Origin of the sequence: Rhodococcus sp. SG20037 (genome assembly GCF_031763325.1) — a bacterium.
GTDB lineage: Bacteria > Actinomycetota > Actinomycetes > Mycobacteriales > Mycobacteriaceae > Rhodococcus_F > Rhodococcus_F qingshengii.
The window spans coordinates 1,145,851-1,158,560 of sequence record NZ_CP134497.1 but is presented as its reverse complement, the minus strand read 5'-3'; the positions used below and the strand labels follow the sequence as shown (position 1 = coordinate 1,158,560).

Sequence of the window (12,710 nt, the reverse complement as noted above, 5' to 3'; positions counted from 1 at the left end):
TTTCGGATGAGCAACACTACGGAGCCCGTCGAACGTAGCGAGAAGGAAGACCGGGGGTTCTTCGGCCAACCCTTTGCGCTGGCGAACCTGTTCGGCGTCGAGATGTGGGAGAGGTTCTCCTTCTACGGGATGCAAGGCATCCTCATCTATTACCTGTACTACAGCGTCAGCGACGGCGGCCTCGGCATCAGCCAGGCGGCAGCGACCAGCATCGTCGGCGCGTACGGCGGCACCGTCTACCTGTCGACGATTCTCGGGGCGTGGGTGGCCGACCGACTGCTCGGCTCCGAGCGCACGCTCTTCTACAGTGCTTCGCTGGTGATGGCCGGCCACATCGCACTGTCGGTTCTTCCCGGCATGTGGGGTGTCGGCGTCGGCCTCGTCATGGTCGCCTTCGGCAGCGGCGGCTTGAAGGCCAATGCGACCTCTCTGGTCGGAGATCTCTATTCCGAACAGGATGTTCGCCGCGACGCCGGATTCTCCATCTTCTACATGGGCATCAACATCGGCGGTCTTGTCGGTCCGCTGCTCACCGGAGCCGTCCAGGACGCCTGGGGATTCCACGCCGGTTTTGCTCTCGCTGCCGTCGGCATGGCGCTCGGCCTGATCCAGTACACGCTGGGCCGCAAGCATCTTCACGGAATCGGTGCCGAACCAGGCAACCCGTTGCCCGCGGACAAGCGCGCACTCTACATCGGGATCGGCATTGCCGCGATCGTCGTCGTCGCGGTCGCCTCCGTCACCGGCTTGATCACGGCGGACAACATGTCCGACGTCGTTGTCGGACTCACGATCGTCGCGTCGGTCGGTTACTTCCTCCTCATGCTCACCAGCAAGAAGGTCACCAAGGTCGAACGCAGTCGAGTCTTTGCATTCATCCCGATGTTCATCGCGAGCGCGGCCTTCTGGTCGCTGTTTCAGCAGCAGTTCACCACCGTGCCGGTGATCTCAGACAAGCTCCTGGACCGCAATCTCTTCGGTTGGGACTTCCCGCCGACGTGGGTGCAGTCGATCAATCCGGTGTTCATCATCATCTTTGCCGGTGTGTTCGCAGCGATGTGGACCAAACTCGGTGACCGTCAGCCGTCGTCGCCGATCAAGTTCGCGCTCGGTACCGGCACGATGGGTCTGGCGTTCCTGGCGTTCATCCCGATCACCGGGGGCGGACCGAACAGTGCACCGCTCCTCGGCCTTGCCGGTGTGCTTCTGCTCTTCACCTTCGCCGAACTCTTCCTGTCCCCCGTCGGCCTTTCCCTTGCAACCAAACTCGCGCCCGAGCATTTCCACACTCAGATGGTGGCGTTGTTCTTCTTGTCCGTTGCATTGGGTTCTTCGATGGCGGGAACCTTGGCCGGTTACTTCGACATCGACGACAGTCGCCCGTTCTTCCTGATCATCGGTTTCTCGTCGATCGGAATCGGAGTGATTCTTGCTCTTGCCTCGCCGTGGATCAAGAAGCTGATGCAGGGCGTGAAGTAGACGGGCTCACTTCACCCACAACCACAGAGCCAACACGAATCCCGCTATCGCTACTGCCACACGCAGTACCGATGGCGGGATTTTCTTGACGACGGGCGGGCCACACCAACCTCCGGCCAACGCGCCGAGCGCCATCGCCAACGCGGCCACCCAATGCACCTGTCCGGAGAAGGCGAAGATGAGTGCAGCCACAAGATTGGCGATGCCGAGAAAGAAACTCTTCAGGATCGTTGCACGCCACACCGTTTCGGAAGTGAGGATGAGCGTCGCAGCCAGGAAGATGACTCCGGCACCGGCACCGAAATAGCCGCCGTAAACCGCGACGGCAAACAGTGCTGCCGAGTAGATTCCGGGGCGGTCGCCGCCGCCGGACAACTCACGAATCTTCGGTTGCAGCAGCAGCGCGAGCGAGGCGAACACGACCATCGCCGGCACAACGGATTCGAACGAACCTTCCGGTGCCAGCCACAGGATGAGGGCACCGATGATGCCACCGGCCGCCGAATAGAGAGACCAGCGAACAAGTTTCGGACCGGTATCGGCAACTTCACGGGACGAGTTCGCCAACGCTCCGACGCCGACGGCCACCAACGCGACGGTATTGGTCATGTTCGCGCTGACCGGTGAGAGCCCGACGCTCAGCAGCGCCGGATACGAAACGATCGATGCAAGACCGGTGACAAAACCGACTAGACCGCTGAAGAATCCCGCTACGACGAGGAAAAGGAAATCGAGCAGGTTCACGAACCAGGAATCTACTCGCGGTGCCCGGTACTACTTGTCGGCAGGCTTGCCGAGTTCCTGGAAGAGCTTGTCCGTCATCTGCATTGCTCGATCGCCGCCGTCGGCGTCTGCGACGAACACTGCGAATGCGAAGTCTCCGCGTGATCCGTAGAACCAGCGATCGTCACCGCTCACTGCACCGGCCGCCATCATGTCCGGGTACCCAGCCAGTCCGCCGGCGCCTCGCATGGCGTCACGCAGACGATTGTTGACGTCGCCGGGCAATGCCGTCGGCGTGACGTCGGCGGTAGCCGGTTGTCCGAAGACCATCATCGGCATCGGGGCACTGCCGCGGGCGATCGATGCCGCGAGCATCGCCATTCCGAACGGAGTTACCGTCGGCGCGCTCGCGTCGTTGGACGTCTTGTTGGCCATGACGTTGTTCATCGCCTGGTCCACGCCGGGGCGGTTCGCGGCAAGCACTGCTGTCTGCTGTTCGAGTCCCTGAATGTGGAAGCCGTTGCCGAGTCCGAGTTGCTGCCCGGTGTCGGCCAACTGCTCGGCTGACACGGCGCCGGGGTCGACGCCGTTCTGCATCGACGATGCGAGACGGACCAGATCGAGGGCGCCGCCGGCCGGGCGCAACCCGGTGAAGGCGATCGGGCCCTGTTCGATGGCCTGATTGTTCTGTGCGGCAGCCAGAATGGCGCCGTCCGACGGGCGGATCGCGACGATGGCCGCAGGAGTACCTGCACTGACGACAGCTTCGATCGCGGCGAGTTGAGCGTGCGAGTCGAGGGTCGCGGCGACGTCGGGGCCGGGAGGTCCCTGGAAGCCGGCTTGCTTGATCGGGAATCCGTTGGGCTCGACCAGATTGACCGCCCAGCCGGCGGTGGCGTCGCGATTGGCCTGCCACACGGTCCGCAGTGGGTCCAGCAACGGCGAGTTGATTCGACGGTCGGAGGCGATCAGCTTGGGTGTCTTGACCACGACGACACCGGGGATCGCAAAATCGCTTTCCAGGTAGGCGTAGTCGGGATCGCGGAGCAGTACGGCGGTGACGGGCTTGCCGGGGTTTGCAGCGAGGTCGGCCAACATCGACTCCGAAGTGACCAACGGGGCGACAGGTTCGAGCACCGTGGCGAGGCGACGAGTGGTGTCGACGGGGTCCGGCATGGTGGCCGGGTCGAGAGTGATCGCGTTGATGGTCTGCTCGTTCATGAGCAGGGTGCCGGTGCTGTCGACTACCTTCGGCGGCGCTGCGTCCGTGCGGGTGTACGAAACGGTGCGACCGTTGCCGAGGTCGGGGACGAGGACCGACGGGTCCCAGGACACACGCCAGCCGACCGACAGATCACGAACCTCACCCTGCGACTGGTAGCTCCAGTCCTTGCCTTCGCCGAAGTTCCAGGACGCGTCGAGTGTGAAGAGTCCGGAGTCGCTACCCAGATCCATGACCTGAGCGACGTCGAAGTCGGTGGACTTGGCGGCCAGTCCGTCGAACATCTGCTGGATCGACGGCCGCGCCGCGTTGGGGTACGACGTGAGCGCCGCAGCAGCTTCGGCGTCGTGGTTGTTGAGGGCGGTGACGAAGTCCTCCACCACCGACGCGGCGTCGGATTTCTTCTCCCCACCGATGACACACGACGCGAGCGCCACTGTCAGAACGACAGCAGTTATCGACGCAACGACATATTTTCCACGACGGTTGTGCTGTCCTCCGGGCCCCATGCATGTAACTCTTTACTTCTGTCACACGAGTAACAAGCACGGGATGCCTACGAACGTGTCACGGTTGAGCTACGACGGTGTGATCCAACTGCAACGGAAAACAGGTTTCAGCGCAGAAAAGTGCCCGCTACCTGCACTGCAGGCGAAGAGCTGTCCGCACCCGCGATGAATACCGCAAATGCGAGGTCTCCCTTGATTCCGACAAACCACCCATGTGCCGGGCCACCCTCGGTTTCGGCCGTGCCGGTCTTGCCGAGAAGCCCCGCAATGTCCTGCAACGACGTCGCCGTACCGCCTGTGACGGTCTCGCGCATCATCACCCGCAACTGTTCGGTCACCTCCGCGGGAGCCGGTGCAACGGTCTGATCTGCCACGCCGGGCTGTCCCTTGACCAACATCGGCGCGGGTGTCGTTCCGTTGGCGATCGAGGCCGCCACGAGAGCCATCCCGAAGGGCGTGGCGGTCACCGTGCCCTGTCCGATCGCGGACTCGACGCGTTCGGCGGGGGTGTTCGCGTCAGGGACGTTGCCCGTCACCGTCGTGAGTCCGGGGGTGACGTAGTCGACGCCGAGCCCGAACTGCAGCGCCGCTTTGTGCAGAGCATCGGCGGGCAGACCGACGGCCATCCTCGCCATTGTGGTGTTGCACGACTTCGCGAACGCGGTGTGCAGCGGAACCGATCCGAGGTCGAACTCGTCGTCGTTGGGAATCTGACGGCCCTCGATGTTCTCGGTACCCGGGCACGGCAGAACGGTGTCCGGTGTAGCGACGCCGGCTTGCAGGGCCGCGGACGTCGTCACGGTCTTGAACGTCGAACCCGGTGGGTACAGGCCGGTCAGAGCGATCGGGCCCTGTGCGTCGGCGGGGGCGTTCTGGGCCACCGCCAACACCGCTCCGGTCGACGGCTGCAGCGCAACGATCGCCGCCTGTTGTGTCACCCCGGCGAGCGCATTCTCGGCCGCGAGTTGCATCGGTCGGTCGATCGTTGTCGCGATGTTCGGAGCAACCGGCCCGTCTTGGCCGGCGACGGTGGTGACGGTTCCGTTCTGCTTCACCTGCTGTACCGCCCAGCCCGCGGACTTGTCCTGCCCCTCCTGCCACAGATCGGACAACCCACTGAAAGTCGGCGACGCCAGAGTTTTGTCCACCGAGAGCAGCCGAGCCTGCGGCGCCAAGCTCACTCCGGGAATCGCCGCCAACCTCTCCTCGATCGGTGCAAGATCCTCGGCCCGCAAAGTGATTGCGGTGACCGGCTTCCCACTTGCCGACGCAAGATCGCCGCTCAGCGATGCCGCCGTGATCGTCGGTGCGACGGGCGAGAGAAGGGCCGCCACGGCTGCCGTGTCCACCGGGGGCACCGCGGCGGAATCGAGATTGACCAGCGTCACCACCTGCTGCTCCATGATCGGCTGGCCCGCCGCGTCCAGCACCGACGGCGGAGCACCGGTGGTGGGTGTGTAGCGCAAGGTCGTCGAGGAGGTCAGATCCGGAGCCAACAGCGCCGGGTCCCACTGAATCAGCCAGTTGTCCCCGCTTTTCGACGCGTTTCCCTGCGTCGAGTAGTTCCAGTCCTGACCTTCACCGAACTTCCACGCCGCATCGAGTGTGAACTTCCCCGCAGAATCACCGGACTCGGTGGCGTCGGAGACGGTGAATGTTCCCTCGTCCTTGCCCAGCCCGTCGATCAGAGCCGAAATCGCAGTCGACGCCGCCGCCGGATCGGTGGTCAGGGCTGCCGCCGCTTGCACGTCATCGGACGTGAGCGCGGAGGCGAACTCCTCTGCCACTGATTTCGGCTGGTCAGGGCCAGAACTGCAGGCAACTACCGATCCTGCGGCCAATACCCCCAGAGCCACGGCAGCCACGGGACGACGGAAAGTTCGGAAGCTCTGACGAGCGTGTGAAAGGCGCACGACTCCGATCATGCCCGAATTTGTGGCGCCAGTTCGACTATCGGTGTAATCATGTAATCAGTGCAATAAATGCACGCCACACTCCACCAGCTCTCCGAGGAGAACGCCATGAAGAACTCACAAAACTCCGGCGACCGCAGGTTCGGCCGTCCCGGAGGTTGGCAACAGGCGTCGGTTCCCGACGCGAGTGATGCGTCCGACTGGTTTGCCGGTCGACTTCCAGATGACTGGTTCACCGGAACGGCCGACGTCCAGGTCGACCGCGAAGAACTCGTCGTGATCGGTGAACTCCCGGCAGTCGACGGTGGCGAGGCCGCCGCGGACGGAAGGATCTCACGCTTTCGCGAAACCACGCGCGCCGACCGGATGCGCATCGCCGACGAGGCCGAGGCTCGCTACGGGCGCAAGGTCGCCTGGGGTGTACGTCTGGACGAAAAGACCGTCCTGTTCACACATCTCGCAGTTCCGGTGATGACACGACTACGTCAGCCCGAACGCAAGGTTCTCGACACCTTGGTGGACGCGGGAGTTGCTCGCTCCCGAGCGGACGCTCTCATGTGGACAGTCCGGTTGGCGGGCAAGCACAGCGAACAATGGCTCACCGAACTCCGCGAAGCGATGTCGAAGGTCGACGACCTCCGATCCGAGGGTCCGAAAATCTGACGGCCCGAAAATCTGAGCACCGAACACCGACGAGACCGACAGCACAGAATAATTCGATTGCACGGGACCGTTCGAGTGTTCTAACCTGGAACACGAATCATTCCCGACAGAACAGGAAACGGGCCGTTGCTCCTCTAGAGGTTCATCACGCGAAGGCACTCGCACCCATCAGCACTTGCTGAGCCGGGCGCACAGTCCAAGCACCCTCTGGAGTACTCATGACCCAATCCCATCTTTCTCTGTCGCTCTCGGATCTCACCTTCATCTGGCCGGACGGCGAATCAGTCTTTTCCCACACCAATTTTGTATTCCCCAGTGGCCGTGTCGGTCTCGTGGGACTCAACGGATCGGGAAAGTCGACTCTGCTGCGGTTGATCGCGGGAGAGCTCTCACCGGAATCCGGATCCGTGACCGCTTCCGGCGAGGTCGGCTACCTCCGTCAGGACATCACACTCGATCCGAGCGTTCGGGTGGATGACATCCTCGGTATCCACGAACTCCGAAACGCATTGCACCGCATCGAAACCGGCGACGGCTCCGAATCCGACTTTGCGCTCGTGGACAACAACTGGGATATCGAGGAGAGCGCCCTCTCCACCTTGCATCGACTCGGCCTCGAGAAGGTGGTTCCGGATACCGCAGCATTGAGCCGAACTGTCGGCACCCTCTCCGGCGGAGAGACCGTCTTACTCGGCTTGACCGCAACGCTGCTGAAGAATCCACAGGTACTTCTCCTGGACGAGCCGACCAACAACCTGGATCGCGACGCTCGATCACGAGTTCATGCTGCAGTCCAACAGTTTCCGGGAACCGTGCTGATCGTCAGCCACGACCGGGAACTGCTCGACACCGCGGAGTACACGATCGAACTACGTCGGGGGGATCTACGCGTGTTCGGCGGCAACTACTCGCACTACCAGGAGGTCGTGACCGCTGAGCAGGAAAACGCACTCGCCACCGTTCGCGACGCCAAGGCCGATCTGGCAAAGCAGAGCCGCGAGCTGATCGACGCTCGAACGAAACTGGACCGGCGTAAGCGCTATGGGCAGAAGATGTTCGAGAACAAGCGGATGCCGCCGATCATTGCGCAGACACGAAAACGTCAGGCCCAAGTTTCAGCGGGAAAGCTGGCCCTCAACCATATCGGGAAGGTGGACGAGGCCAAGTCTGTCCTGTCGGAGGCAGAGGAACTCCTTCGAGACGATCGCGAGATTCGTCTGGATCTGCCTGCTACAGAGGTTCATCCGGGGCAGCAGGTTGCGCGGCTCGACGAGGTGACGTTGCAGAGCGGCCAAGTGGTATCGCTCCAGATCACCGGACCGGAGCGGATTGCGATAGTGGGACGCAACGGAATCGGCAAGACGACGTTGCTCGATGCACTCGCCGCGTCGACTCCGTTCGTAGCCTCTCGTGCGCTCCCCCAACGTCTCGACGTGTTCGACGAGGACCTCTCGGTGGCGGACAACGTCGCGTTGGCCGCGCCACACGCGACAGCCGAGGAAATTCGCGGGCAGTTGGCACGGTTCCTTTTCCGGGGAACGGATTCCGACGTATCGGCATCCGCACTCTCCGGCGGTGAACGATTGCGTGCGGCGTTAGCCACGATCCTGCTGGCCGAACCCGCGCCCCAGCTGCTTCTTCTCGACGAGCCGACCAACAACCTGGACCTACCGAGTCTCGCCCACCTCACGCAGGCACTTTCCGATTTTCGCGGCGCCATGGTGGTGGTGAGTCACGATCTGCCGTTCCTTCGCGGCATCGGCATAACGCGATGGATCAGCATGGACGAGACTGGTATTCGAGACATCGATCCCGAGTAGGCCGACGGTTGACGCTGTCGGCGCTCGACGGTCTGGCCTACCGTGGGGCGATGTGCCTTCACCTCGACGCAACCGCCGCGCTGTCGCTCGCAGGTTGGGTTCGCGAAGAACCCACTCGATCGGCCTCTGCCCCAGTTCCGCAACCACTGGTCGGCGGTTGTGACCAACTCGTAGTGTGGGCGAGTTCGTTCTCCGTACTTGCCAGTTCCGACGACCAGGTGTGGTTTCTCTCGGCGGAGAACTATGCCGGTGGCGTTGGCGTCAGCGATGAGGCGTTTCCCTGGAATGCGTTCCGGCACGAGAGCCTAGCGGTCGCTTCCGGGCCGGCGGAGCGCGCGGCGATCAACGCCTTCTGGTCCACTCACCTCCCGGTCCTGCTGTCGGTGCGCAATGGGTACGAGTACTTGGCGCTCGCACCCGACGGTCAGGTTGTCCGTGGAGGAGAGCCGGAGTTCGAGGAGGTCACCATCGTCGCCGCTGATTTCGAGGCTCTGATTCGGGGCATAGCCGCAGGCGTCAGCACTGCAGACCCCTCAACCGATGCATTGCTTGGAACAGTGGGTACTGCCCCGCCGGGCAGTGACCGGTAGCTCTGAGGGAGGCCGAGTTGACGGCCCGACTGTTCGTGAGAGTCCACGCCATCCGTCGAATGGGACCGGACGACTACTCGAGTTCACGTGCGTAGCAACGGGCACCCATACTGGACGGGTGTTGCACGACGTGAGAAATCCGGTGGACGGTGCGCGGATCACCTATCAGATCGTGGGCGATGGCCCACCCCTGTTGATGGTGCACGGCACAGCGTTGTCGCGCTCCATCTGGCGTGGCTTCGGGTACGTCAAGGCACTTCAGGAGCAATATCGTCTGATCCTCGTCGACATGCGGGGTCACGGACGCAGTGACAAACCACACGACTCCGATTCGTATGCAATGGATCTGGTGGTCGGCGATCTCCTGGAGATCCTCGACACGGAGTCTCCGTTCGAGCCGGCACACGTCCTCGGATACTCGTTCGGCGGACGTTCGGTGATGTCGCTGACAGTCGAGCACTCCGAACGGGTGCGATCGCTGACCGTCGGGGGCGGTAGCAGCCGACCGATGACGGGCGCGTTCGACGCATTGTTCTTCCCGGGTTGCATCGACGTACTCGAAAGCGGCGGTATCGAGGGATTTCTGACCGGTTGGGGCGTGAGGCGCGGCAAACCGGTGGATCCTCAGACTGCGACTGCCTTCCGAATCAATGATGCCCTCGCGCTCGCTGCCTACATGCGCCGCGCAGAGAAGGAGCACGGCATCGACGACGCCGTGCTGCAACGGATCACCACACCGGCGTTGTTGTTCGTCGGATCGAGAGATCGCGAGCGCCTGCCGGATACCGAGCATCTCGCGTCGCTGATCCCGGACAGTGCCTTGACTGTGATCAAAGGGGCTGACCACGCAAGCGCAGTCGCAGACTCCGATGCTGTACTGCGTGCGCTCATTCCGTTCCTGAGCCGACAGTAGTCCGCCTTCAACCTCTCGCTACTGCGATGTGAGCACTCTCGACTCCAACGCGGTCACCGGTGGTTGCCGCAAGTCCAAGCGCCTCAACAACTGGGCATTCGCGGCAACGACCACAGTGGATACCGACATCAGGATTGCTCCGACCTCCATCGGCAGCACGAACCCGACGGGCGCCAGTACTCCCGCAGCGAGGGGAACCGAGATCGCGTTGTATCCCGCTGCCCACCAAAGGTTCTGAACCATCTTCCGGTAGGTGGCGCGGGACAGCTCGATGACCGAGCTCACCGAACGCGGATCATCGCTGGCCAGAACAACTCCCGCCGACGCGATCGCCACGTCGGTTCCGGCACCGATCGCGATGCCCACATCCGCCTGGGCGAGTGCCGGCGCATCGTTGACCCCGTCACCGACCATCGCCACGCGGTGGCCCGCAGCCTGAAGCCGAGATACCTGCGCTCCCTTGTCCTGCGGAAGCACTTCGGCGAAAACTTCGTCGATCCCGAGCCTGCGAGCCACCGAATGGGCCACGGCCTCCGCGTCTCCGGTGACCATGGCCACCCGCACACCGCGAGCATGGAGGGCGTCGACGGCCAATGCTGATTCCGGGCGAATCTCGTCGGCCAATGCCAATGCGCCGATTACCTTCTCGTCACGCACTACATGCAGGACGGTCGACCCGTCACTGAGCCACTCTTCGGTCCCCGGGATCGCGGTGGCCCCGACCGACCGCAGCATCCCCGGTCCGCCGACACCGACGCGTGCACCGGCGACGTCCGCAGCAACCCCGATCCCGTTGTGCGCCTGAAAGTCGGAACCCGAGGTGAATTCGAGCGACAACTCCCGCGCCGCCGCGACGACGGCGCGCCCGAGTGGATGTTCGCTGTCGAACTCGACGGCAGCCGCTGCGCTGAGAACTTCGTCGTCGGAATACCCGTCGACACCGCGTACACCGACCACTGCGGGCTCCCCCTTGGTGAGAGTGCCGGTCTTGTCGAAGAGAACGGTGTCTACGTTACGCATCGCCTCGAGGGCCATGCGGTCGGTGATCAAGATCCCAGCCCGAGCCGCCCGTTCCGTCGCGATCGAGACGACCAGTGGAATCGCCAACCCGAGCGCGTGCGGGCAGGCGATCACCAGAACGGTGATCGTCCGGGTGACTGCGCTCTCCGGGGTGCCCCAGATACTCCAGGCGATCGCGGTGAGCACTGCCGCGCCGAGTGCGTACCAGAACAGCAGAGCAGCGGCCTTGTCCGCCAACACCTGCGCGCGACTCGACGAGTTCTGGGCTTGCTCGACCAGGCGCCGGATACCGGCGAGCGCGGTGTCTTCTCCCACGGCGGTGACTCGAAGCCGAAGTGCCGAGTCGGTGGCTACCGTGCCGGCCACCACCTGATCTCCGACAGTCCGGCGGACGGTCTTCGACTCGCCCGTGATCATGGATTCGTCCATGTCGGCGCTTCCCTCGACCACCGTTCCGTCCGAGGGAACACGGGCGCCGGGACGAACTATCACCAGGTCGCCGGTCGCCAGAGCTGCGGTGGGCACGGTTTCCACCGATTCCCCCACCACCCGTTCTGCCTCGTCGGGCAGCAAAGCGGCAAGTGAATCCAAGGCGCTCGATGTCTGACTGAGCGAACGCATCTCGATCCAGTGGCCCAACAACATGATCACGATCAGAAGCGCGAGCTCCCACCAGAAATCGAGAGTGTGATCCACCCAGTGCAGACTCGCAGCCCATGACGCGAAAAAGGCCACGGTGATCGCGAGCGCGATCAACAGCATCATTCCCGGCTGCCGAGAACGGATTTCGGCAACAGCGCCGGTGAGGAACGGCTTGCCACCCCAGAAGTACATCACCGTGCCGAGTACCGGTGAGATCCATTCCACCAGAGAGTTTTCCGGCAGTGTGTACCCGACCAGATCAGCGAACATCGCGTCTGCCGCAACGACCGGAACCGCGATGACCAGCATGACTGCAAACAACGTCCGGAACTGTGCGACGTGATCCCCGTGACCACCGTGTGCCCCATGCTCCATCTGGCCATGGCTCATCTCGCTATGGTCCATCTGGCCATGGTCCATCTGACTGTGATCCATGTGGCGGTCATCCCCTCGCGTGTGATTGCAGCACAGCACCGGTCAAGCCATCAGCCTCGAACGTATGCCCAGGTAGCCACCCGAGCAAGGTCACGCGGCCAAGGCCTCCTGTTCAACTCCCCTTCAACATCGCTTCCATCTGAGTGATTTCCGCCTGCTGACCGGCAATGATCGCTTCTGCCATCTTCTCCGCCGACGGGTCGAGCCCGTTGTCGAGTTCGGTCTGGGACATGGTGATGGCACCCTTGTGGTGCTCGATCATCATCGTCAGCCACAACTTGTCGAACTCCGCGCCACTGGCATCGGTGAGGGCGGTCATGTCGTCGGCCGACATCATTCCCGGCATCTCGGCCATCCCGACGCCGTGTCCCGCGTGCGCCGACTCATCCATGCCCTCCATCGAACTCGACGAAGGCTCGGGGCGTCCCCACTCCGTCAACAATTCGGTCATCTGAGCCATCTCCGGGCCTTGCGCTGCCTCTATCTGCGCTGCAAGAGAGAGAAGTTCGGCATTGTCGGTTCGACCGTCGACCATCCTGGCCATGTCCAATGCCTGCGCGTGATGCGGGTACATCCCTTCGAGAAACTCGATGTCGGCAGCATTGACACCCGCAGGAATCTCCGACTGTGCTGCAACACTGGTTGTTTCGGAAGAATGGTTGATGCTCTCCCCGGAGTTGTCCGAGCATCCGGCAATCAACAGTGCTGCCGCTGCCACAACCGGAACGAACCGCGCGGCGCTCTTCCTGACCGTCAAAGACATGTTTTCACTCCCGAGAAT

Annotated in this window: 10 protein-coding genes; 5 read left to right on the top strand and 5 right to left on the bottom strand. The window is 63.0% G+C overall.

The window, feature by feature from the left end:
• Positions 1-6: 6 nt before the first annotated feature.
• Positions 7-1,479: a peptide MFS transporter gene (locus tag RHP72_RS05320; RefSeq protein ID WP_003945468.1), complete on the top strand. Its 1,473-nt coding sequence runs from the start codon at positions 7-9 to the stop codon at positions 1,477-1,479.
• A 6-nt stretch (positions 1,480-1,485) separates the two neighbouring features.
• Here RHP72_RS05320 and RHP72_RS05315 read toward each other — a convergent pair whose 3' ends face one another.
• From RHP72_RS05315 to RHP72_RS05305, 3 genes are all read right to left on the bottom strand, one after another.
• A complete protein-coding gene (locus tag RHP72_RS05315) occupies positions 1,486-2,223 on the bottom strand; it encodes a sulfite exporter TauE/SafE family protein (RefSeq protein WP_003945554.1) in 738 nt (245 codons plus the stop codon).
• Between the two features lie 30 nt (positions 2,224-2,253).
• A complete protein-coding gene (locus RHP72_RS05310; protein ID WP_193595592.1) occupies positions 2,254-3,933 on the bottom strand; it encodes an NTF2-like N-terminal transpeptidase domain-containing protein in 1,680 nt (559 codons plus the stop codon).
• Between the two features lie 107 nt (positions 3,934-4,040).
• Positions 4,041-5,858, bottom strand: a complete 1,818-nt coding sequence (locus tag RHP72_RS05305; protein ID WP_058227302.1) for a penicillin-binding transpeptidase domain-containing protein — start codon at positions 5,856-5,858, stop codon at positions 4,041-4,043.
• Between the two features lie 96 nt (positions 5,859-5,954).
• Here RHP72_RS05305 and RHP72_RS05300 point away from each other — a divergent pair, with 96 nt between their 5' ends.
• The 4 genes from RHP72_RS05300 to RHP72_RS05285 all read left to right on the top strand — a co-directional run bounded on the left by RHP72_RS05300 (position 5,955) and on the right by RHP72_RS05285 (position 9,832).
• Positions 5,955-6,509: a hypothetical protein gene (locus tag RHP72_RS05300; RefSeq protein WP_311094431.1), complete on the top strand. Its 555-nt coding sequence runs from the start codon at positions 5,955-5,957 to the stop codon at positions 6,507-6,509.
• 218 nt (positions 6,510-6,727) lie between these two features.
• Complete coding sequence (locus tag RHP72_RS05295; protein ID WP_042452635.1) at positions 6,728-8,329, top strand: ABC-F family ATP-binding cassette domain-containing protein; 1,602 nt, start codon at positions 6,728-6,730, stop codon at positions 8,327-8,329.
• An 8-nt stretch (positions 8,330-8,337) separates the two neighbouring features.
• Positions 8,338-8,919 carry a hypothetical protein gene (locus RHP72_RS05290; RefSeq protein WP_235808455.1) on the top strand — a complete coding sequence of 194 codons (582 nt, stop codon included), beginning with the start codon at positions 8,338-8,340 and terminating at the stop codon, positions 8,917-8,919.
• A gap of 142 nt (positions 8,920-9,061) precedes the next feature.
• Positions 9,062-9,832 carry an alpha/beta fold hydrolase gene (locus RHP72_RS05285; RefSeq protein ID WP_311094845.1) on the top strand — a complete coding sequence of 257 codons (771 nt, stop codon included), beginning with the start codon at positions 9,062-9,064 and terminating at the stop codon, positions 9,830-9,832.
• Between the two features lie 18 nt (positions 9,833-9,850).
• Here the strand turns inward: RHP72_RS05285 and RHP72_RS05280 are convergent, their stop codons facing one another.
• Together RHP72_RS05280 and RHP72_RS05275 are read right to left on the bottom strand one after the other, a co-directional pair.
• The gene (locus RHP72_RS05280) at positions 9,851-11,899 is read right to left on the bottom strand and encodes a heavy metal translocating P-type ATPase (RefSeq protein ID WP_230691615.1); all 2,049 of its coding nucleotides are present in this window, start codon (positions 11,897-11,899) and stop codon (positions 9,851-9,853) included.
• A 142-nt stretch (positions 11,900-12,041) separates the two neighbouring features.
• Positions 12,042-12,692 carry a DUF305 domain-containing protein gene (locus RHP72_RS05275; protein WP_054188009.1) on the bottom strand — a complete coding sequence of 217 codons (651 nt, stop codon included), beginning with the start codon at positions 12,690-12,692 and terminating at the stop codon, positions 12,042-12,044.
• Positions 12,693-12,710 lie beyond the last annotated feature (18 nt).